General features: G+C 69.6%; 18 protein-coding genes and 2 tRNA genes. 10 read left to right on the top strand and 10 right to left on the bottom strand.

The window, feature by feature from the left end; genetic code table 11:
* Window positions 1-28: 28 nt before the first annotated feature.
* Window positions 29-625 carry an HD domain-containing protein gene (locus tag PKF00_RS28840; protein WP_271220805.1) on the bottom strand — a complete coding sequence of 199 codons (597 nt, stop codon included), beginning with the start codon at window positions 623-625 and terminating at the stop codon, window positions 29-31.
* 169 nt (window positions 626-794) lie between these two features.
* Between PKF00_RS28840 and PKF00_RS45230 the strand changes: the two genes are divergently transcribed.
* Entirely contained in the window at window positions 795-872 is a 78-nt protein-coding gene (locus PKF00_RS45230; RefSeq protein WP_425582191.1) for a 50S ribosomal protein bL37, read from the top strand.
* 25 nt (window positions 873-897) lie between these two features.
* Here the strand turns inward: PKF00_RS45230 and PKF00_RS28845 are convergent, their stop codons facing one another.
* Window positions 898-1,470 carry a TIGR03086 family metal-binding protein gene (locus PKF00_RS28845; protein WP_271220806.1) on the bottom strand — a complete coding sequence of 191 codons (573 nt, stop codon included), beginning with the start codon at window positions 1,468-1,470 and terminating at the stop codon, window positions 898-900.
* A 194-nt stretch (window positions 1,471-1,664) separates the two neighbouring features.
* Between PKF00_RS28845 and PKF00_RS28850 the strand changes: the two genes are divergently transcribed.
* Window positions 1,665-2,720, top strand: a complete 1,056-nt coding sequence (locus PKF00_RS28850; protein ID WP_271220807.1) for an AI-2E family transporter — start codon at window positions 1,665-1,667, stop codon at window positions 2,718-2,720.
* Between the two features lie 27 nt (window positions 2,721-2,747).
* Here PKF00_RS28850 and PKF00_RS28855 read toward each other — a convergent pair whose 3' ends face one another.
* On the bottom strand, window positions 2,748-3,983 hold the full coding sequence (locus PKF00_RS28855; RefSeq protein WP_271220808.1) for an ion channel protein: 1,236 nt from the start codon (window positions 3,981-3,983) through the stop codon (window positions 2,748-2,750).
* A gap of 209 nt (window positions 3,984-4,192) precedes the next feature.
* Here PKF00_RS28855 and PKF00_RS28860 point away from each other — a divergent pair, with 209 nt between their 5' ends.
* Window positions 4,193-5,461 carry an FAD-dependent oxidoreductase gene (locus PKF00_RS28860; protein WP_271220809.1) on the top strand — a complete coding sequence of 423 codons (1,269 nt, stop codon included), beginning with the start codon at window positions 4,193-4,195 and terminating at the stop codon, window positions 5,459-5,461.
* Window positions 5,462-5,473: 12 nt separating this feature from the next.
* On the opposite strand, the gene PKF00_RS28865 is transcribed toward PKF00_RS28860, so the two are convergent.
* The 4 genes from PKF00_RS28865 to PKF00_RS28880 all read right to left on the bottom strand — a co-directional run bounded on the left by PKF00_RS28865 (window position 5,474) and on the right by PKF00_RS28880 (window position 9,197).
* The gene (locus PKF00_RS28865; RefSeq protein ID WP_271220810.1) at window positions 5,474-7,195 is read right to left on the bottom strand and encodes a SpoIIE family protein phosphatase; all 1,722 of its coding nucleotides are present in this window, start codon (window positions 7,193-7,195) and stop codon (window positions 5,474-5,476) included.
* Window positions 7,192-7,350, bottom strand: a complete 159-nt coding sequence (locus PKF00_RS28870; protein ID WP_271220811.1) for a hypothetical protein — start codon at window positions 7,348-7,350, stop codon at window positions 7,192-7,194. Before PKF00_RS28870 ends, PKF00_RS28865 begins: the two co-directional genes overlap by 4 nt.
* A 181-nt stretch (window positions 7,351-7,531) precedes the next feature.
* Window positions 7,532-8,899, bottom strand: coding sequence for a TrpB-like pyridoxal phosphate-dependent enzyme (locus PKF00_RS28875; RefSeq protein ID WP_271220812.1), 1,368 nt, complete (start codon window positions 8,897-8,899; stop codon window positions 7,532-7,534).
* Between the two features lie 227 nt (window positions 8,900-9,126).
* A tRNA-Gly gene (locus PKF00_RS28880) sits at window positions 9,127-9,197 on the bottom strand.
* Window positions 9,198-9,285: 88 nt separating this feature from the next.
* Between PKF00_RS28880 and PKF00_RS28885 the strand changes: the two genes are divergently transcribed.
* A tRNA-Pro gene (locus PKF00_RS28885) sits at window positions 9,286-9,359 on the top strand.
* A gap of 570 nt (window positions 9,360-9,929) precedes the next feature.
* On the opposite strand, the gene PKF00_RS28890 is transcribed toward PKF00_RS28885, so the two are convergent.
* Entirely contained in the window at window positions 9,930-10,115 is a 186-nt protein-coding gene (locus PKF00_RS28890; protein ID WP_271220813.1) for a hypothetical protein, read from the bottom strand.
* Between the two features lie 214 nt (window positions 10,116-10,329).
* The gene (locus PKF00_RS28895) at window positions 10,330-10,839 is read right to left on the bottom strand and encodes an ATP-binding protein (RefSeq protein ID WP_271220814.1); all 510 of its coding nucleotides are present in this window, start codon (window positions 10,837-10,839) and stop codon (window positions 10,330-10,332) included.
* Window positions 10,840-11,082: 243 nt separating this feature from the next.
* Between PKF00_RS28895 and PKF00_RS28900 the strand changes: the two genes are divergently transcribed.
* The 5 genes from PKF00_RS28900 (at window position 11,083) to clpX (ending at window position 16,872) form a co-directional block, all read left to right on the top strand.
* The gene (locus PKF00_RS28900; RefSeq protein ID WP_271220815.1) at window positions 11,083-11,949 is read left to right on the top strand and encodes a Sco1979 family transcriptional regulator; all 867 of its coding nucleotides are present in this window, start codon (window positions 11,083-11,085) and stop codon (window positions 11,947-11,949) included.
* A 208-nt stretch (window positions 11,950-12,157) separates the two neighbouring features.
* Window positions 12,158-13,579, top strand: a complete 1,422-nt coding sequence (gene tig, locus PKF00_RS28905; RefSeq protein WP_271220816.1) for a trigger factor — start codon at window positions 12,158-12,160, stop codon at window positions 13,577-13,579.
* A gap of 518 nt (window positions 13,580-14,097) precedes the next feature.
* Window positions 14,098-14,742 carry a ClpP family protease gene (locus PKF00_RS28910; RefSeq protein WP_425582190.1) on the top strand — a complete coding sequence of 215 codons (645 nt, stop codon included), beginning with the start codon at window positions 14,098-14,100 and terminating at the stop codon, window positions 14,740-14,742.
* An 11-nt stretch (window positions 14,743-14,753) separates the two neighbouring features.
* A complete protein-coding gene (locus PKF00_RS28915) occupies window positions 14,754-15,398 on the top strand; it encodes an ATP-dependent Clp protease proteolytic subunit (RefSeq protein WP_271220817.1) in 645 nt (214 codons plus the stop codon).
* Between the two features lie 193 nt (window positions 15,399-15,591).
* Entirely contained in the window at window positions 15,592-16,872 is a 1,281-nt protein-coding gene (gene clpX, locus PKF00_RS28920) for an ATP-dependent Clp protease ATP-binding subunit ClpX (protein WP_271220818.1), read from the top strand.
* 136 nt (window positions 16,873-17,008) lie between these two features.
* On the opposite strand, the gene PKF00_RS28925 is transcribed toward clpX, so the two are convergent.
* Entirely contained in the window at window positions 17,009-17,758 is a 750-nt protein-coding gene (locus tag PKF00_RS28925) for a GntR family transcriptional regulator (protein WP_271220819.1), read from the bottom strand.
* A 79-nt stretch (window positions 17,759-17,837) separates the two neighbouring features.
* Between PKF00_RS28925 and PKF00_RS28930 the strand changes: the two genes are divergently transcribed.
* Window positions 17,838-20,423 carry a valine--tRNA ligase gene (locus PKF00_RS28930; protein WP_271220820.1) on the top strand — a complete coding sequence of 862 codons (2,586 nt, stop codon included), beginning with the start codon at window positions 17,838-17,840 and terminating at the stop codon, window positions 20,421-20,423.
* The last annotated feature ends 466 nt before the right edge of the window (window positions 20,424-20,889 follow it).

Below are 20,889 nucleotides of genomic sequence, written 5' to 3' on the forward strand. Positions count from 1 at the left end.
AAAAATGGTGATTTATGGGGAAAATCGCTCACAGTCGCGCAAGCTCGGCCTGAATGTTCGCCCTCGCCCGGTCCTCCAGGTCGGCGATGTGGAAGATCGCCGGAAGGCCGAGCAGTGAGCGCAGCACGGCGGCCCTGCCCTGTCTGAAGGCCTCGTCGGGCACGAAGGAGTACTCCTCGCGCACGGCCGCCGCGTAGGCCGCGTACTCCTCGGGGGAGGAGGCCAGGATCGCCAGGTCGGCGTCGCACAGCACGGCGCCGTCCGCGTCCCCCGGAGCGGGCGCGTGTGTGAGCGTGAGCCTGACCAGCCGGGCGACCGTGGCCACCGCCTCCGCGGGCACTCCCAGCTCCGGCAGCGCGCGCTCGGCCAGCCGGGCGCTGCGCTCCTCGTTGTCGCTTCGTGTGGGGTCGTACACGGCGTCGTGGAACCAGGCCGCGAGCCGTACCAGATCCGGGTTGGCGGCGCTGTCCGCCAACGTGTCGACGTGCGCCAGCACGGCCTCCAGGTGCGCCGTCGTGTGGTACCTGCGGTGCGGCTCGCCGTACCGGGCGACCAACTCCTCGCCGAGACGGTCGGCCTCCGCTCCGGCCAGGGACCGCCAGCGCTCCATCAGCTTCTCGTTCATGCGACGGAAGCCTAGGTCCACGCTCCGCCGTCGTCACCGGGGCGAGAACCGGGCGCGCGACCCGTCTCCCGGGCTTCGCGCGGTTCTTGGGCCTTGTCCGGCGGGCGTTGCGGGGGGAACGTGAGAACCGGACCCCACGCCCCGACGGATCCGTGGAAAGGCTGGCCGCATGGGAAGACGAGCGCGCAAGAGCCGGGCACGCAGGAAGCGCAAGGCCAACCACGGCAAACGGCCGACGGCCCGCTAGCCGTGCCGGCCCCCCGTCGGCTCCGTCAGCCGCGGCGACCCCACGAGGCGAGCAGACGGGTCTGGGCGTCGGTGTCGGAGGGCACGGGCTGCTGCTCCCCTATCACCCCCGCCTGGCGATAACCGGTCTCGGCCCCGGCGAACCACGCCGCGCAGGCCTCGACGAGCTCGGGGTCGAGCCGTTCGTCCGCGCCTATGGCGCGGGCGAGGTCCCAGGTGTGGATGAGGGCGTCGGCGAACACCTCGGTGACATACTCCTCACCCGGCACGTCGCCGAACGACAGGTGTGTGACACGGGTCAGGGCGCCCTCGTCGCTCGCGGCCTGGACGGCGGCGGCGGCCGAGGTGTCGAACGCCTTCAACGGGTCGTCGCCGAGCAGGTCGCCGTCGAAGGCGTCACCGACGTCCGCGGCGGTCCGTCCGGCGAGCAACTCGGGAGCCCACAGGTTCTCCCCGACCACGTGGTTGACCAGGGCGCGAACGTCCCAGTCCACGCAGGGGGTCCGGTTCTGCCACTGCTCCGGAGTGATCCTGTGGACGAGAGCGCCGAAGTCGTCCAGCGCGCGGCGGTAGGCCTCGCGTACGTCGATGGTCATCATGCCCTCCCCAGCTCCTCATCTCGACCGTAACTCCTGGGAGGCCGGGAGTCATCGCGCTCGTGGGGCATGACCGGCTACGCGGGCCGTACCGGAGCGCCGAGTCCCCCGGGGTCTTCGGCGGTCACTGGACGACGCCGGACGGCGCTTCGGCGCGGTGAGCGCTCCACGTGATCGGCTCGCGTCATAGTGTCACCATGGTGCGAGCGACCGCGGGTGCGAGACCGTCACGTGGCCTGAGAGTGCTGCTCGGGGCGGCGGCGGCGGTGGTCGCGCTGGCCGGGGTCAGGGCGGTCGCCGACATCGCGGGCCCCGCCTTCCTCGCCCTCGTGCTCACCGTCGCGGTGAGTCCGCTGCGCGTCTGGCTGCGCCGCAGAGGAGCGAGGACGTGGGTGCTGGTCACGGTGCCCCTCATGACGATCCTGCTGCTGCTCGGCGCGCTGGTCGGCGCGCTGGTCGTCTCCGCGGCGCAACTCGTCACGTTGCTGCCCACCTACGCCGGCCGGTACCAGCAGCTGATCGGCTCGATCACCCAGCAGCTCGCGCACCTGGGCGTCACCCAGGAACAGGTCAGGACGATGCTGAGCCAGCTGGACCTCGGCTCGCTGATCGGCCTGGTGCAGGGTTTCCTCGGCGGCCTGGTCGGCGTCGGCTCCGCGTTCGTCGTGATCGTGCTGCTGGTCTTCGGGATGAGCCTCGACGCGTCACCGACGCACGACGCGATCAGGGCGCTGGTCCCCGCACGCTCCGACCTGGTCAGGGCGCTCGGCGACTTCGCCAGGGGAACCTGCAACTATCTGATCGTCTCCACCGTCTTCGGGCTCATCGTGGCGGTGCTCGACGCCGTCGCCCTGTGGATCATGGGGGTGCCGCTCCCGGTGCTCTGGGGACTGCTGGCGTTCATCACCAACTACATCCCCAACATCGGGTTCGTCGTCGGGCTCGTCCCGCCGACGCTGCTGGCACTGCTGGACTCGGGGCCGAGCACGGCACTCGCCGTCGTGGTCGTCTACTCGGTGCTGAACTTCATCATCCAGTCGGTGATCCAGCCCAAGTTCGCGGGGGAGTCGGCGGGGTTGTCGACGACCATCACCATGCTGTCGCTGTTCGTGTGGGCCTACGTGCTCGGCCCCATCGGGGCGATCCTGGCGGTGCCGCTCAGCGCCTTCGCCCGCGCGCTGCTGATCGACGCCGACCCGGCGACCCGCTGGGCCGTCCCCCTGGTCAGCGGGCACGCCCCTGCCCGCAGATAGGCGGCGGGCACAGGACGGGGCCACCGGTCACGCGGGCTCATGGATGACCATCTGAGGCCTTCCCGTCACGACCAGCCAGGCGGGCAGCAGGGCGACGCACAGCACGGGCAGCAGGTCGACGTCGCTCACCACGGCGACCGCCATGAACAGGCTCAGCCAGCCCTGCTGGGTGATCGCCAGCACGATGCCGAGAACCCCGCAGGCGACCGACAGCGTCACCGGGACCGAAGGGGCCAGGGCGCTCGCCAGCAGGCCGAGCGCGACGCCGGTGAACACCGCGGGGAAGATCCGTCCGCCCACGAACGCGCAGGTGGCGGCGACCAGCAGTGCGGCCGTCTTCACGGCGACGATCAGCGCGAGCCCGCCCGCGGTGTATGCGGAGACGTCCGCCGTCAGCTCCTTCATCTGGGCCAGCCCCTTGAACAGGGTGATCTGGCCGCCGAGGACGCCGAGCAGGCCGAGCACCAGGCCGCCGGCCGTGAGCCGCGCCACGGGATGGCCGAAAAGGCGGAAGAACCGGTGCACGTGCGGGAACGCGTAGACCGCCGCCATGCCGAGCAGCGCCCCGCAGGTCGTGACGACCGCCCCGGCGACCAGGTCGGCCAGCCGCGCGCCCGGGTAGTCGGCGAGCCCGAGGGACATCGTCGGGCTGGCGACGAGCACGGTCGTCGCCGCGCCCGCGCCCGCCGAGACCAGCGGCGCGAACAGCCGGTCCCACAGCGAGCCCCCGCCCTGCGTCACCGCCTCGGACAGCAGCAACGCGGCGGCGACCGGGGTGCCGAACAGCGCCCCCACCGTTCCCGCGACCGCCAGCCCCAGCCAGACGGAGGCGCCGACGGCGGGCAGCAGCCGCGCGCCCAGGGCCACGGCCAGCGCGACGTTGGCGGCGGTGACCGGATTCTCCGGTCCGAGACTGACCCCTCCGGCCAGGGACAGCACCGCGGCGACGAGCATTCCCGGCACCACACCCGGCGGCAGCGGCGCGCCGATCAGCTCCTCGGTCGCGGGGTCGGGCCCCGAGGGGATCCTCCACAGCACCAGGCCGACGGCCAGGCCGGTGGCGGTCAGGACGGCCAGTGTCCACGGCCAGGCAGAACCGTCCGCGCCGAGCAGGGAGGGCAGGCCGTGCCACAGGGCCTCCTGCAGCCGCTCCGACAGGAAGTCGACCACCAGCAGGAGCAGGCTGCAGGCCGTGCCCACGACCAGCGCGGGCAGGACGAGCGGCAGCAGGGCCCGTGCCCCCGATGCGTCCGCCGCCGTCACACGTCCCCCAACCGCCCCCTGTCCCTGTCCGGCTCCTACCCGCGAGCCCTCCGTCCCAGCGGGAGCCGGAGCTTAAACGAATCTTTGCCGAGCCGCGTCCGGCACGATGACGCGGACCGTCCGGCCGGTGAGGCCGCCCGGAGCGCGAAGACCGCCCTCGGGGCACGGGGAGGCGCGCGCCCGCCGCCCATCCGGTCGATAGTGAGGCTATGACGAACTCGCGAGTGGCGATCATCGGCGCGGGCATCGGCGGGCTCTGCCTCGCGCAGGGGCTGCGCGGAGCCGGTGTGGACGTGGCGGTCTACGAGCGTGACCGAACCCCGTCCGAACGGCTCCAGGGCTATCGCATCCACATCGACCCCGGCGGCGCCCGCGCGCTCCACGAATGTCTGCCGCGGCCGCTGTGGGAGGCGTTCCTGGCCGCCGCCACCAGGAGCGGGCAGGACTTCGGCTTCCTCACGGAGAAGATGGACAGGCTGCTGCTGCTCGAGACCCCGCACCCGCCCGACCCGCTGGACGACCACCACTCCGTCAGCCGGATCGCGCTCCGGCGGACGTTGCTGTCCGGCCTCTCCGACGTCGTCCGGTTCGGCAGGACATACGAGCGGTACACCCGCGAACCGGACGGCACCGTGAGCCTGCACTTCGCCGACGGGACCACGGAGACCGCGGACGTCGTGGTGGGCGCCGACGGCGGCAACTCGCGGGTCAGGAGGCAGTACCTCCCGCACGCCCGGCGGATCGACACCGGCATCGTGACGCTCGCGGGCAAGTTCCCCCTCACCGACGCCACGCGCGCCCTGGTCGCCCCCAGGCTCTGGAGGGGGCCGAACATGGTCATCCCTCCGAGGGGATGCGGCATGTTCACCGCGCCGCAGCGGTTCGGCGACCTCGACGGCCCCGGGGACGCCGGGGACCCGGGGCCGTCCCCGGAGAAGGGCGGCACGCCGTCCGGCGACACCGGCGGCTACGTCATGTGGGTGTTCGGCGCGGCGAGCGGCCGTTTCCCCGACGACCTGCCCGGCATGACCGGCGAACGGCTCAGGGAAACCGTGGCCCGGATGATCGAAGGCTGGCATCCCGACCTGCGGCGGCTGGTGACCGCCTCCGCGCCCGAGACGGTCTCCCTGCTGCCCATCCGCACCTCCGTCCCGGTCGACCCTTGGCCCGCCACGAACATCACCCTGCTCGGCGACGCCGTCCACAGCATGACCCCGATGCGCGGCACCGGCGCCAACATCGCCCTGCGCGACGCCCAGTTGCTCACCCGGGCGCTGAGCGGCGGACAGGACCCCGTCACGGCCATCGCGGACTACGAGGCCCGGATGCGCGAGTACGGCTTCGCGGCCGTGCGCAGGTCGCTCATGGCCGCCAGGCAGTTCGTCGACGAGAGCCGGCTGGCCAGGGCGGGGTTCAGAACCGCCCTCCGCGTGGCCCAGCGTTTCCCCGCCCTCAGGCGCAGGGCACTGTCCCGATGAGCCTCACGCCTTTCAAGGCAACAACTGCTCCACCCAGACGACCTTGCCCTTCGGCGTCTGGCGGGAGCCCCAGCGGTGGGCGAGCCAGTTGATGAGATAGAGCCCGCGCCCGGTGTCGTCCTCACTGCCCGCCTCGCGCATGGCGGGCAGCACCGAGGAGCGGTCGGTCACCTCGCACACGAGCGTCGGGCCGCGCAGCAGACGCAGTCCGACGCTCCCCGAGCCGTGCTCGACCGCGTTGGCGACCAGCTCGCTGACCATGAGCTCGACGGTGTCCACGACCGCCTCTAGCCGCCACTCGTCGAGCGTGGCGCGCACGAAGGCGCGGGCCCGCGCCGCCGAGCGGGGGTCGGGAGGGAGCAGGAGGTCGACGACGTCGTCATCGCCCAGCTCACGCACCCTGGCCAGCAGGAGCGCGATGTCGTCGCGCTCGTGCCCGGGGCGCTGCGCGCCGATCGTCAGGTCGCAGAGCTCCTCCAGGTTCCTGCGCCCGCCCGCCAGCAGGTCGCGCACCATCCCGATGCCCTCGTCGATGTCCCGCTCCCGGCTCTCCACCAGGCCGTCGGTGTAGAAGGCGAGGATCGAGTCGTGCGGCAGCACCAGCTCGCGTCTCTCGAACGGCTCGTTGCCGATGCCCAGGGGGAGCCCGGACGGAAGCTCAAGCAGCTCGGTCTTGCCGTCCGGCCGGACGAGGATGGGGGGCACGTGCCCGGCGCAGGAGATCGCGCAGGCCCGAGTGACCGGGTCGTAGGTGGCGTACACGCAGGTCGCGATCTGGGTGGCGTCCAGGTCCTGGCTCATCCGGTTCAGCCGGAACAGCACCTCGGCGGGGCAGAGGTCGAGGCTGGCGAGCGTGCGGGCGGCCGTGCGGAGCTGGCCCATCGTCGCGGCCGCCCTGATGCCGTGCCCCATCACGTCGCCGACCACCAGGGCGACCCGGCAGCCCGGCAGCGGGATCACGTCGTACCAGTCGCCGCCGACCCCGACCAGGTCGCTCGCGGGCAGGTAGCGTGAGGCGATCGTCAGGCCGAGCGGCTGGTGGAGGTCGGCGGGAAGCAGACTGCTCTGCAGGGTCAGCGCGGTCCGGCGTTCGCGGTTGTAGAGCCTGGCGTTGTCGAGGCACACCGCGGTCCTGGCCGCCAGTTCCTCGGCGAGGCTCACGTCCTGGTCGTCGAACGGCTCGCTCTCGGGCTCGCGGGTGAAGATGACGAAGCCCAGCACCCGCCCCCGGGCCTTCAACGGCACCACCAGGAACGAGCTGCCCTCCAGCACCCTGGAGACCGACCCGCGCTTCCAGAAACGCCCGATCTCCTCCGAGGTCCTGCGGCCCAGACGTGGGTAGAGGATCGGGTTTCCGGTCGCCATGCACCTGGCGTACGGCGTCCACGACGCGTAGCTGACGACCTCGTCCACGGGGAAGGCGTCGGCGTACTCGTCCAGCGTCGCGCTGGACACGCCGACCGCGACCCGCTGCACCAGCACGGAGCCGTCGATGTTGCGCTGCGCGAACTCCCCTTCGGCCAGCAGCCGGTCCTGCACCAGGATGCCCGCCGCGTCCGCGAAGCGCGGCACGGCGACGTCCATCAGCTCCCTGCCGGTCTCGAACATGTCCAGCGTGCTGCCGATCCGCTTGCTCGCCGCGTTGAGCAGCGAGAGCTGTTCGTGCATGGTGGCCGGACTGCTCATCCTGGGCGCGGACGAAGCCGGGTCCTTGGCGACGAAACGGCGGTTCACTCGCTCCACCGGAGACTCGGGGCGTGACGCCCGCAGGCGGCGGAGGCGAGGGTTCCGGCGCGGGCGCGGGCGCCGTCACGGCAGGAGGCCGCCGGGCCCGAGCGGCAGGGGCGGCCGCTCGCCCAGCCGATGATGACGCCGTCGAACCCCGCCACGTTCCCTCCGGTGCGACTTGACTGCCATTCATGGAGAATCGTAAAGAACGATCTATATCAGGGATCCACGTTTAACATAGATTTCTTGATATTTCTCCGCAGCGTAGGCCCGGTGCTCGGAGCCTATCCGCCCGGGTGCCGCCGAGGACACACCCGGCGCCCCGACAGGGCCGGGTGGCGCCTACGTCCCGGGCAGCCGAGCCAGCTCGGCCAGCGCCGTGTCGATCCGGTCGCGCGGCAACGCGAGATCCTCCATCTGCCCGGACAGATAGCGGTCGTAGGCACCCAGGTCGAAGTGGCCGTGCCCGCACAACGCGGTCAGCAGGACCTTCGACTCGCCGGCCTCCCGGCAGCGCAGCGCCTCGGCGACGGTCTCGGCCAGCGCGTGGGCGGGCTCGGGCGCCGGGAGGATCCCCTCGGTCCTCGCGAACCGCACGGCCGCCTCGAAGCACTCGGTCTGTCCCTTGGCCACCGCCTCGAACATCCCCAGCTCGTACATGTGCGACAGCAGCGGAGACATGCCGTGGTAGCGCAGGCCGCCCGCGTGGATCGGGTCGGGCACGAAACCGTGGCCGAGCGTGCGCATCTTCAGCAGCGGGGTGAGACCGGCCGTGTCGCCGAAGTCGTAGGCGTAGACGCCCCTGGTGAGTGAGGGACAGGCCTCGGGCTCGACCGCCCTGAGCACCGGGTCCATCCGCCCCGCCAGCTTCTCCCGCAGGAACGGGAAGGCCAGCCCCGCGAAGTTGGAGCCGCCGCCCGTGCAGCCCACGATCACGTCCGGCGTCTCGCCGAGCGAGGCCAGCTGCTCCAGCGCCTCCTCGCCGATCACCGTCTGGTGGAGCAGCACGTGGTTCAGCACGCTGCCGAGCGCGTAGCGGGTGTCCTGCGCGGCCCCCGCCGCCTCCACGGCCTCGCTGATGGCGATGCCGAGGCTTCCGGGGGAGTCAGGGGTCTCCTCCAGGACCTTCCTGCCCGCCCCGGTGACCGGGGACGGGCTGGCGTGCACGGTCGCGCCGTACACCCGCATCAGGCTCGCGCGGTGCGGTTTCTGGTCATAGGAGGCGCGGACCATCCAGATCTCGCACTCGAGGCCGTACTGCGCGCACGCGAAGGCCAGCGCGGAGCCCCACTGACCCGCCCCCGTCTCCGTGGTGAGCCGCCTGACGCCCTCCCGCGCGTTGTAGTAGGTCTGCGGGACGGCGGTGTTCGGCTTGTGCGAGCCCGAGGGGGAGCCGCCCTCGTACTTGTAGTAGATCCTCGCGGGGGTGTCGAGGGCGCGCTCCAGCCTGCGGGCGCGAACCAGCGGGGTCGGCCGCCAGAGCCGGTAGACGTCGCGGACGCTCGGGGGGATCGGGACGAACCGATCGGCGCCGACCTCCTGGCCGATCAGCTCCGTCGGGAAGAGCGGCGCGAGGTCGTCCGGCCCGACCGGACGACAGGTGCCCGGATGCAGGGGCGGCGGCGGAGGCACCGGCAGGTCGGCCACGATGTTGTACCAGTTGCGCGGGATGCGTGACTCGTCGAGCAGGACGCGGGTGGCTTCGTTCATCGTGCGCCTCCACGGATCGGTTCCATCCAGTGTCGGTCCCGTCGCCGTCCGTGGTCCACGGCTTTGCCGTCTCCGTCCGACGCGCCCCGCGTCGCCGCCCGCGCAGGACCCGGGCGGCGGGCGCGGAGAACCCTCGGGCGCGCCGCGGGCACGAAAGATCGGAAAGTTTTCCCGGCAACCGAAAGGCCAGGCCCCCCATATGGGGTGACCTGGCCTTTCGTCATCTGAGCGGACGACGGGAATCGAACCCGCGTAGCCAGTTTGGAAGACTGGGGCTCTACCATTGAGCTACGTCCGCGCGAGCCGGTGTCAGTCTGGTCTAGACTTCATCCGGTCGTCAGGGCGTAATCGTACCGGAGATCCGGAGCGTGCGCGCACCCGACGGACGGGGTGTGGCGCAGTTTGGTAGCGCACCTGCTTTGGGAGCAGGGGGCCGCAGGTTCAAATCCTGTCACCCCGACGCGAGAACACCAGGTAGAGGGCCGTTTCCCTTCGGGGAGGCGGCCCTTTCCGCCTTCTGGGCGACGGATCGCGTGACCACGGTTCCCGGGTGACCTCCGCGGATCCCGTCTCGCCGAACCCGTCGGTGAGGATCCGGTCCGTCGCCGCGGTCCCGCCTCGGCGGACGGGACGGATTCGCTGGAGGCGGACGGTTTCCGGCACGGCCGTGCCGAGGCGGCCGGCCGACCGGGAGATCTCCTTCGACGGAACGCCGTTGTCCGGCAGCGGTGACCGAAGCTGTGACGCGACTCACATGGGCTCCGCTCCGCCGCGTTCGCCTCTTCGGCCTCCTCGGGACGTCGCGGAGGTCGCGCCGAGGTGAATCGTCACGGCCCCCGTGCGCCGCTTTCCCGGAGATCCCCTCGCCGGAGTCTTGGACACCGGCGCCGCCGCGTCCGTCGTCGTCGCCCTCACCGGACGACAGGGCGCCCGTGCTGTGGCGAGGAGCGGCCGGTGCGGCGCCTCGTCGGTCCGGGCCGCGGCGTCATGGGCAGGGGACAGGCCGGGCGCGGCGGTGTGCGGTGTGCGGTCAGAAGCTCGACGCCGAGTCGGAGCCGCTGTCGTAGCTCCGGCCTTCGACGTCGGCGGTGAAGAGATCCTGGTGGGGGGAGGAGAGTCCCTGCCCCGGTCGCGGCTGTGAGCGGCGGAGGCGGCGCTGCCGCATGAAGCGTCTCTTGGCGAGGATCGCCTTGAGTCGTCGACGTAAGCGTCTCATGATCTAGATCTACCTCACCTGAGCAGATCATGGACGGTGATCCCCGGCGGGGCGGTGGGAGGCCCGCACGGAGCCGGCCGAGGTGCGGGCGCGGCGTCCGGAGACGCTGAACGCGGCCTTCCGCGGCGGGGAAGCCGTCCGGGCGCTCGGCCGTCGGGCGTGGCCTCGTGGCAGGCCAGAAAAGGGGCGCCCGGATCAGGAGGTGCCGCTGAAATCAGGGGGTGCCGCTGAAAAGGGCCCAGACGGCCTTGCCGCCGCGGTTGAGGTGGTCCCAGCCCCAGCACTTGCTGTAGGTCTCCACGATGTAGAGCCCGCGGCCGTTCTCGGAGATGAAGTCCGGCTCCTTGGGGGTGGGGACCTCGTCGCTGGGGTCGGCCACGGCCAGGAGCACGTGGGGGGACAGGTGCAGGAGCACCAGGGTGATCGGGTTGGTCTCGAGCTTGCTGGGCGGACACAGCGCGTAACGGACCGCGTTGGTCACCAGTTCCGAGACCACCAGCGCCGCGTCGTCGCTCAGCTCGGACAGGCCCCAGTCCCGGAGGGTCGACCGGGTCACGTCCCGGGCGGTCTTCACCGAGTCGGCCTGGCGTGGCAGTGGGCACGCCGTGGCGTCGGAGTGGTCGGCCGCGAGAAGCTCGTCGAAGCTCACCTCGCGAGTCGCCTGCAGGTAGCCGGCAGCCGATTGTGGCTCCTCCACCATCCTGCCGGTACCTCCCGCTGTCATCGTGAGTCTCCGTGCCGGTTGTGAGTTTTCAGAGCTTGTGCACCATAAGCCCAATATGCACTAGGCCATCATGGGTCACCGGCACGTCTGCTGCAAGACCCAAATGCACGTGCAGTTGCAATGTGCAGCAGCATGGGCGGTTACAACGGGAGATTGGCGAACCGGACACGGGGTTGAGACCTTGTCACGACGGCTGGAAGTGGTGACACTGTGTGCGCTGGCCCAAGTACAGAGGGAGGCGAAGTGACGCAGGTTCAGCCGGGCTCGGGTCCCACAGCTCTGCGAATTCTCTTGGGCTCCCAACTGCGCCGGCTCCGCGAGGCCAGGGGGCTGTCGCGAGAGGAGGCGGGCCACCTGATCAGGGGCTCCGAATCCAAGATAAGCAGGATGGAGCTCGGCAGGGTCGGCCTCAGGGAGCGCGACGTCGCGGACCTGCTCACCTTCTACGGAGTCGAGGACGAGGAAGCCCGCTCCGCGATCATGGACCTGCTGCTCAGGGCGAACGAGCCGGGCTGGTGGCACCGCTTCAACGACCTGCTGCCCTCGTGGTTCCAGACCTATGTCGGCCTGGAGGAGGCGGCGTCCCGGATCCGCACCTACGAGGTGCAGTTCGTGCCCGGCCTGCTCCAGACGAAGGAGTACGCCCGGGCCGTCATCACCGCGGGAAGCGCGGGGATCTCCCCCGAGGAGATCGCCCGCCGCGTCGACCTGCGGATGCAGCGCCAGCAGGTTCTCGAGCGGTCGGACGGCCCCTTCTTCTGGGCGGTGATCGACGAGGCCGCGCTGCGCCGTCCCATCGGCGGGGCGGAGGTGACGCGGGCGCAGCTGGAGCATCTGCTCGACCTCATGCGCCAGCCCAACATCACGATTCAGGTCATGCCGTTCAGCTTCGGCGGTCACAGCGCGGAGGGCGGGGCCTTCAGCGTGCTGCGCTTCCAGGACAGCGAGCTTCCGGACGTGGTCTACGTCGAACAGCTCGCCAGCGCCCTCTATCTGGACAAACGCGAAGAGGTCGACCGCTACAGCGAGGTCATGGAGCGACTGTGCGCGGTCAGCACCACTCCGGGGGAGACGACTGACATCCTCCGCCGAATCATCAAAGAGAACTGAACAAGCGCCGGTCGCTCCGAGGTGCGGGTCTGCCCTAGACTGGCCAGCGGCGCTGGACACCCGCCACAGCGGAGCATGCCCTGATCTTGCATTTCTGGGCGGCTGTGCCCGGTGCCGCTCATGTGGGCGCGGCGCGCGAGCTTGCCGCGGTAGCCGTACGACTTGACGCGCCCGCGATCACTCGAAGCTTGATCAAGGAGACCACCCCGTGAAGACCGCTGTCGAGGAGCTCAGCCCGACCCGGGTCAAGCTCACTGTCGAGGTGCCGTTCGAGGAGCTCGGCGAGAGCCTGCAGGCGGCGTACAAGAAGGTCGCGCAGCAGGTGCGCGTCCCCGGCTTCCGCCCCGGCAAGGTTCCGGCCCGGATCATCGAGCAGCGCTTCGGCCGCGCGGTGGTGCTGGAGGAGACCCTCAACGACGCGGTGCCGAAGCTGTACGGCCAGGCCGTCGACGAGAGCGACATCTTCCCGGTCAGCCAGCCGAACATCGAGGTCACCAAGATCGATGACGGTGAGCAGGTCGAGTTCACCGCCGAGGTGGACGTCCGCCCGAACTTCGACGTTCCCGACTACGAGGGCATCGAGGTCACCGTCCCGGTCGCCGAGGTGGCCGACGAGGACGTCGAGGCCCAGCTGAACGGCCTGCGCCAGCGTTTCGCGACGCTGACCGGCGTCGAGCGCGCCGCCGCCAACGGCGACTACGTCGTCATGGACCTGGCCGCCGCGATCGACGGTGTGAACATCGAGGAGCAGCAGGCCAACGACGTCTCCTACGAGGTCGGCGCAGGCTCGGTGCTGCAGGGCCTGGACGACGCGCTGGCCGGCATGTCCGCCGGTGACGTCAAGGAGTTCACCACCAGCCTGGTCGGCGGCGAGAACGCCGGCGAGGAGGCCGTGGTGACCATCACGATCAAGAGCGTCAAGGAGAAGGTCCTCCCCGAGCTCGACGACGAGTTCGCCCAGCTGGCCAGCGAGTTCGACACCCTCGACGAGCTCAAGGACAGCGTGCGCGAGCAGGTTCGCCGCACCAAGCTGATCGACCAGGTCGTCCAGGCCAGGGAGAACGCCCTGGACGCCCTCCTCGCCAAGATCGAGATTCCGATCCCGGAGAGCGCCTTCAAGGCCGAGGTCGACAACCGCAAGCACAACCTCGAGCACCAGATCGCCGAGAGCGGCCTGAGCAAGGAGGCGTACTTCCGCCTCTACCAGACCACCGAGGAAGAGCGTTACGCCGAGTTCGACGAGAGCGCGGCCAAGGCGATCAAGACCGGCTTCGTGCTCGACAAGATCGTCAGGGCCGAGGAGCTGGGCGTCAGCGAGCAGGAGCTGACCGACTTCGTGGTGCGCCGCGCCATGCAGATGAACGTCGCCCCCAACACGCTCGCCCAGCACCTGGCCGACAACGACCAGCTCACGCTGGCGATGGTCGAGATCGTCCGTGACAAGGCCAAGAGCGTCGTGGGCGACGCCGCCAAGGTGACCGACGAGGCCGGCCAGGAGGTCGACCTCAAGGCCATCTACAGCGAGATCAACGGCGAGCCGGTCGTCGAGGAGCCCGCGGAGGGCGAGGCCGCCGCGGAGGAGACCGCCGGTGACGAGGCCGCCAAGGCCGACGACGAGGCCGCCAAGTAGGCCCCGACGAGACGCACACGACGCCTCCGCCGTGCACGCACGGCGGAGGCGTCGTGCTTTTTTCGCCCTCTCCCGGCGGGATCCCGTGACCTCCCCGCCGGAGTCCCCACGCTCCCGCGGGAATTCGCCGCGGGAATCTCGACGCTCCCGCGGGAATCCCGACGCTCCCGCGGGAATTTCGACGCCACGCCACCAGCGGGGCTGAGCGCCCTCGTGAGCGGGGGCGGGCGGCGGTTCGGGCCATTGGCGCCGGGTCAGGGCCTCACGGGCCGGAGACCAGGTCTGTGAGGCCCTCGGGGGCGTTCCGCGCTTCGCGCGCCGTCCGCCGCCGACACGCCGGGCGTCGTCGGCGCCCCGGACGCGGCAAGCCGGTCGTGGACGTGCTCGAAGGGGCTCGGAGCGCGCCGGGGAGCATGCGCCGTCAGCGAACAGCACGTGGAGGGGGCATGTCCGGTAGGCGGCGCGCGTTAAGGTCACAAGCAAAGCCAATCGATTACGACGCATCGGAAGGTGACGCTGTGACCAGCCCGCCGACCTTCTACCAGCCGACCGGCTCCGGGCCCGAGTCGATGAGCCAGCCGAACGGCTCGTTCAGGCTCGAAGACCAGCTCTACCAGCGGCTGCTGCGTGAGCGCATCATCGTGCTGGGCACCCAGGTCAACGACGAGATCGCCAACCGAATCTGCGCCGAGCTGCTGCTGCTCGCCGCGGACGATCCCGACAGGGACATCTGGCTCTACATCAACTCGCCAGGCGGATCGGTGACCGCCGGTATGGCGATTTACGACATGATGGAATATGTGCCTAACGATGTGTGCACGGTCGCGATGGGCCTGGCCGCTTCCATGGGTCAGTTCCTGCTCTGCGCCGGCGAGCGGGGCAAGCGTTACGCCCTGCCGCACGCCCGCATCATGATGCACCAGCCGTCCGGAGGCATCGGCGGCACCGCCGCCGACATCGCCATCCAGGCGGAGCAGATGCTCTACGTCAAGAAGACTCTTGCGGAGCGCATCGCCTTCCACACCGGCCAGCCGCTCGAGCAGATCGAGACCGACTCCGACCGGGACCGCTGGTTCACGGCCGAGGAGGCCAAGGACTACGGGTTCATCGATCAGGTCGTGCGCAGCGCTCGGCAGGTGCCCTCCACGGGCGCCGTCTCCTGAAGGGGCAAAAGGTGAGTGAGTTGATCCGGCCGGGAGACATCAACGGCCGTTACGTTCTTCCCTCCTTCGTCGAGCGCACGTCGTACGGCGTCAAGGAGATGAATCCGTACAACAAGCTGTTCGAGGACCGCATCATCTTCCTCGGCGTGCAGGTGGACGACGCCTCGGCCAACGACGTCATGGCACAGCTGCTGACGCTCGAGTCGCTCGACCCCGACCGTGACATCAGCATCTACATCAACTCGCCGGGCGGTTCGTTCACCGCCATGATGGCGATCTACGACACGATGCAGTTCGTCCGGCCGGAGATCCAGACCGTCTGCCTGGGCCAGGCGGCCTCGGCGGCGGCGATCCTGCTGGCAGGTGGCACGCCGGGCAAGCGGTTCGCGCTGCCCAACGCCCGTATGCTGATCCACCAGCCCTCGACCGAGGGCGGTGGCCAGGGAAGCGACATCGAGATCCAGGCGCGCGAGATCCTGCGGATGCGCTCGCAGATGGAGTCGATCCTGGCCAGGCACTCGGGCAAGAGCGCCGCCGACGTCCGCAGGGACATCGAGCGCGACAAGATCCTCGATGCCGAGGAAGCGAAGGCGTACGGGCTGATCGACGACATCATCCCGTCACGCAAGAAGCTCGCCAAGGCCATAGCCTCTTAATGAGGCCTATCGCGCCGGAACGGTGCCCAATTGGGCACCTTCCGGTGCGACTCGCCGCTAGGGGGCTCACTGAGGGCTCAGAAGACGGTAACGTCGAAACCTGAGCGGGATGACTTTTCGTACCGGGTATCGGGCCGGTCGGAAGAAACGGACCGCGACAGCCAGGGCGGTCCCACGCAAAGGAGTATCTGGGGTGGCACGCATCGGCGACGGGGGAGACCTGCTGAAGTGCTCTTTCTGTGGGAAGAGCCAGAAGCAAGTCAAGAAGCTCATCGCCGGACCCGGCGTATACATCTGCGATGAGTGCATCGATCTCTGCAACGAGATCATCGAGGAGGAGCTCAGCGAGTCCTCCGAGCTCAAGTGGGACAGTCTGCCGAAGCCGAGGGAGATCTACGAGTTCCTCGACGCCTACGTCATCGGTCAGGACCAGGCGAAGAAGGCGCTCTCGGTGGCGGTCTACAACCACTACAAGCGGGTGCAGTCCGGCGAACGCGGGCGTGACGACGGCATCGAGCTGTCCAAGTCCAACATCCTGCTGCTGGGCCCGACGGGTTCCGGAAAGACACTGCTCGCCCAGACGTTGGCGAAGATGCTGAACGTGCCGTTCGCCATCGCCGACGCCACCGCCCTCACGGAGGCGGGCTATGTGGGCGAGGACGTCGAGAACATACTGCTCAAGCTGATCCAGGCCGCTGACTACGACGTCAAGAAGGCCGAGACCGGCATCATCTACATCGACGAGGTGGACAAGATCGCTCGCAAGAGCGAGAACCCCTCGATCACCAGGGACGTCTCCGGCGAGGGCGTGCAGCAGGCCCTGCTGAAGATACTGGAGGGCACCACGGCGAGCGTGCCGCCCCAGGGCGGACGCAAGCACCCCCACCAGGAGTTCATCCAGATCGACACCACCAACGTGTTGTTCATCTGCGGTGGGGCCTTCGCGGGTCTCGAGAAGATCATCGAGTCCCGGATCGGCAGGAAGGGCATCGGCTTCAACGCCATCATCCGTTCCAAGGACGACATCGACGCCTCCGACATCTTCGGAGACGTCATGCCCGAGGACCTGCTGAAGTTCGGCATGATCCCCGAGTTCGTCGGCCGTCTGCCGGTCATCACGAGCGTGCACAACCTCGACCGCGACGCGCTCATCCAGATCCTCACCGAGCCGCGCAACGCCCTGGTGAAGCAGTACCGCCGCCTGTTCGAGCTGGACAACGTCGAGCTCGAGTTCAGCGACGACGCCCTCGAGGCCATCGCCGACCAGGCGATCCTCCGGGGCACCGGCGCCCGGGGGCTGCGCGCCATCCTGGAGGAGGTCCTGCTGTCGGTGATGTACGAGGTGCCCTCCCGGCAGGACGTCGCACGTGTCGTCATCACCCGCGAGTCGGTGTTGGAGCACGTCAACCCGACTCTCGTGCCTCGTGACCAGCTGAACAAGCAGCAGCGCACGCCGCGCGAGAAGTCCGCCTAGACCGGTCGGCACACCGACGCCCCCGCGGAGGGAATCCGCGGGGGCGTCGCCGTTTCCCGGGGAGAACCGCTTCCCAGCCGGCTCCTTCGCGGGACAGCCCCGGGGCGCCGTCCGGCGGCGGGCGCGGGGACGGGGGTCATGCCGGGGGCTCCTTGACGGAGGAGCGGATGAGGGTGTTGGCCCGTACCGAGTTGTGCACGGTGAAGGCGACGGCGTCACCGAGGTAGCGGTCGTCGGACCACTCCAGCGGCCGGTTCTCGAGGTCGGTGGTACGGCGGAGCTCACGCAGCAGCGGGGTCCGGGGACGGACGCCGAGCAGCCGGGCGTCCTCCGCGTCCGCGGGGACGGCGCTGACGGTGTGCTCGGCATGGGCGAACACCACGCCGAGTTCCTCGAGTCGGAGCGTGATGGACTCGTTGTCGGCGTCGATCCCGCCGACGAGGGCGCCGACCCGCTCGACGTAGGCGGTGCGCTCGATCATCACAGGGCGTCCTGACAGCAGCCTGAGCCGGGTCAGGTGATAGACCCGCGCCCCTGGGTCGAGGCCGAGGCGCTCGGCCTCCAGCTCCGTCGGCCCGCGCCTGACCAGTGAGACCACCCGTCCGCCGGGGGTCTCACCGATCGACGCGGCCCACTGGGAGAAGCTGTGCAGCTGGCTGAAGCTCTGCACCGGCGCGGCCTGCGTCACCAGCCTGCGGGCGCCCTTGCGAGAGGAGATCAGCCCGTCGGCCGCGAGCAGGGCGAACGCCTGGCGGATCGTTCCCCGTGAGGCGCCGTGACGCAGCGCCAGCTCGCTCTCCGACGGCAGGCGGGATCCGGGCGGATAGGTCCCGTCCGCGATGCCGGCGCGCAACTCGTCGGCGAGTTGCCGATAGCGGGAGGACATGTATGGATAAGTTAGAAGGTGTATAGACACCTTTCAAGTCTGGGACTTGGGGACATCGACTATCCGGACGTCCCTAGAATTGGACACCGTGACGACGCCAGAGCTGCCCACCCAGTACACGCCCGCCGACGTGGAGACCCGGAGCTACGAGCGCTGGGTGTCGGAGGGATACTTCACCGCCGACCCGAGCAGCGAGCGCGAGCCGTACAGCATCGTCCTGCCCCCGCCGAACGTAACCGGCGTCCTGCACATCGGCCACGCCCTCGACCACTCGATCCAGGACGCGCTGACCCGCAGGGCTCGCATGCGCGGCCAGGAGACGCTCTGGCTGCCGGGCATGGACCACGCGGGCATCGCCACCCAGAACGTCGTCGAGCGTGAGATCGCCAAGGACGGCCTGTCCCGTCACGACCTCGGCCGCGAGGCCTTCGTCGAGCGCGTCTGGCAGTGGAAGGAGGAGTCCGGCGGCCGGATCCTCGGCCAGATGAAGAAGCTCGGCGACGGCGTCGACTGGTCGCGCGAGCGCTTCACCATGGACCCCGGGCTCTCCCGCGCCGTCCAGACCATCTTCAAGAGGCTCTTCGACGACGGGCTCATCTACCGCGCCGAGCGCATCATCAACTGGTGCCCCCGCTGTCTGACCGCGCTGTCGGACATCGAGGTCGAGCACAGTGAGGACGAGGGCGAGCTCGTCTCGATCCGGTACGGCTCGGGCGAGGACGAGATCGTCGTCGCCACGACCCGCGCCGAGACCATGCTCGGCGACACCGCCGTCGCGGTGCACCCCTCTGACGAGCGTTACGCGCACCTGATCGGCAGGGAGGTGGAGCTCCCGCTCACCGGGCGCCGCATCCCGGTCGTCGCCGACGAGCACGTCGACCCCGCCTTCGGCACCGGAGCGGTCAAGGTCACTCCGGCGCACGACCCCAACGACTTCGAGATCGGCCGGCGTCACTCGCTGCCGTCCCTCACGGTCATGGACGAGCGCGGTGTGATCACCGCGCACGGCCCGTTCCAGGGACTCGACCGCTTCGAGGCCCGCCCCGCCGTGGTGGCCGCGCTGCGCCAGGAAGGCCGCATCGTCGCCGAGAAGCGGCCCTACCTCCACTCGGTCGGCCACTGCTCACGCTGCAAGACAGTGGTCGAGCCGAGGCTCTCGCTGCAGTGGTTCGTCAACGTCTCCCCCCTGGCCAAGGCCGCGGGCGACGCGGTCCGTGACGGACGGACGAAGATCCACCCGCCGGAGCTGGCCAAGCGCTACTTCGACTGGGTCGACGACATGCACGACTGGTGCATCTCCCGGCAGCTGTGGTGGGGCCACCGGATCCCGGTCTGGTACGGCCCCGCGGGCGAGGTCGTCTGCGTCGGTCCCGACGAGGAGCCGCCCGCCGGCTACGTTCAGGATCCTGACGTCCTCGACACCTGGTTCTCCTCGGGGCTGTGGCCGTTCTCGACCCTCGGCTGGCCGGACAACACCCCTGAACTGGCGAAGTTCTATCCGACCTCGGTCCTGGTCACCGGTTACGACATCCTGTTCTTCTGGGTGGCCCGGATGATGATGTTCGGCATCTACGCGATGGACGGCCGCCCTCCGTTCGGGACCGTGGCGCTGCACGGCATGGTCCGTGACCAGTACGGCAAGAAGATGTCCAAGTCGTTCGGCAACGTGGTCGACCCGCTCGACTGGGTCGAGCGCTTCGGCGCGGACGCGACCCGCTTCACGCTTCTGCGCGGCGCCAACCCCGGCTCCGACGTGGCGATCAGCGAGGAATGGGCCGGCGGCTCCCGTAACTTCTGCAACAAGATCTGGAACGCCACCCGCTTCGCGCTCATGAACGGCGCCGCGGTCGGCGAGCTGCCGGTCGAGGAGCTGACCGCGGCCGACCGCTGGATCCTCTCCCGTCTCCAGGAGGTCGTCGCGTCGGTCGACGCCGCCTTCGAGGAGTTCGAGTTCGCCAAGATCTCCGACCTGCTCTACCACTTCGCCTGGGACGAGGTCTGCGACTGGTACGTCGAGCTCGCCAAGATTCAGATCGCCGCAGGGCAGGAGCACACCCGGGTCGTGCTCGGGCACGTCCTCGACGCGTTGCTGCGACTGCTCCACCCGCTGGTGCCGTTCGTCACCGAGGAGCTGTGGCGAGCGGTCGCCGGAGGACCGTCGATCGTGGTCGCGTCCTGGCCGACGGTCCAGGAGTCGTTGCGCGACCGCGCCGCCGAAGAGGAGATCCTCGCCCTGCAGGGTCTGGTCACCGAGGTGCGCAGGTTCCGGTCCGACCAGGGGCTCAAGCCGGGCCAGCGGGTCGCCGCGCGGCTCTCGCTCGCGGGCACGGCACTCGCCCCGCACGAAGGGGCGATCCGGTCGCTGCTCCGCCTCGACCAGCCGTCCGAGTCGTTCGCCGCGACGGCCCGCCTCGACGTGAGCGGGATCCTGGTGGAGATCGACACCGCGGGCACGATCGACGTGGCCGCCGAACGCAAGCGCCTGGAGAAGGACCTCGCGGCAGCGCGGAAGGAGGCCGCCCAGGTGGCCGCCAAGCTCGGCAACGAACAGTTCATGTCGAAGGCGCCCGACGACGTGGTGGCCAAGGTGCGCGCCCGCGCGGCCCAGGCCGACCAGGACATCGCCAGGCTGGCGGCTCAGCTCGACGCGCTGCCGACCGGCTGACCAGGCGCTCGAACAACGAGCTTTGTCCAGAAGCCCGGGGTCTGTTGACCCCGGGCTTCCACGTTTGAGAGCAGGTGACTCAGGGAAGACCTAGTTGTTACCGGCAAGTGGGTCATGTGAGGCCCGCCGTACTGCTAGAGTTCTTCAAGCGGGACGAGATCCCGCAGACCCCTCCAAAAGATCACTGAAGATCTGGCACGTCCGTAGGATTGGACAGAGGCTGGATGTCAGAGTAAGTTGGAAGGGTTGCTCCGGAGACGGGGAAGGCAGGACTCCTGGAGGGTCGGCCGGGTGAGTGCGGGCTGAAGCGAAAAGCGACAGTTTGACACGAACCGGGCGGACATGATAGGATGGGAACACGGAAGTGTGCGCCCCGGAAGCGCCGACCGGATCACCCGGTTCGGAGCGGACGGTGAACGCGTCCGTTTCTTGAGAACTCAACAGTGTGTTAAAAGCCAGTGCATGA

Origin of the sequence: Streptosporangium carneum, assembly GCF_027922005.1 — a bacterium.
Lineage (GTDB): Bacteria > Actinomycetota > Actinomycetes > Streptosporangiales > Streptosporangiaceae > Streptosporangium > Streptosporangium carneum.

Bases quoted from the DNA above. Each gene is read 5' to 3' on its own strand.
- PKF00_RS28925 (WP_271220819.1), bottom strand. From the start codon at position 17,758: ATGTCCTCCCGCTATCGGCAACTCGCCGACGAGTTGCGCGCCGGCATC.
- PKF00_RS45230 (WP_425582191.1), top strand. From the start codon at position 795: ATGGGAAGACGAGCGCGCAAGAGCCGGGCACGCAGGAAGCGCAAGGCC.
- PKF00_RS28845 (WP_271220806.1), bottom strand. From the start codon at position 1,470: ATGATGACCATCGACGTACGCGAGGCCTACCGCCGCGCGCTGGACGAC.
- PKF00_RS28895 (WP_271220814.1), bottom strand. From the start codon at position 10,839: ATGACAGCGGGAGGTACCGGCAGGATGGTGGAGGAGCCACAATCGGCT.
- PKF00_RS28850 (WP_271220807.1), top strand. From the start codon at position 1,665: ATGGTGCGAGCGACCGCGGGTGCGAGACCGTCACGTGGCCTGAGAGTG.
- PKF00_RS28840 (WP_271220805.1), bottom strand. From the start codon at position 625: ATGAACGAGAAGCTGATGGAGCGCTGGCGGTCCCTGGCCGGAGCGGAG.
- PKF00_RS28890 (WP_271220813.1), bottom strand. From the start codon at position 10,115: ATGAGACGCTTACGTCGACGACTCAAGGCGATCCTCGCCAAGAGACGC.
- PKF00_RS28875 (WP_271220812.1), bottom strand. From the start codon at position 8,899: ATGAACGAAGCCACCCGCGTCCTGCTCGACGAGTCACGCATCCCGCGC.
- PKF00_RS28860 (WP_271220809.1), top strand. From the start codon at position 4,193: ATGACGAACTCGCGAGTGGCGATCATCGGCGCGGGCATCGGCGGGCTC.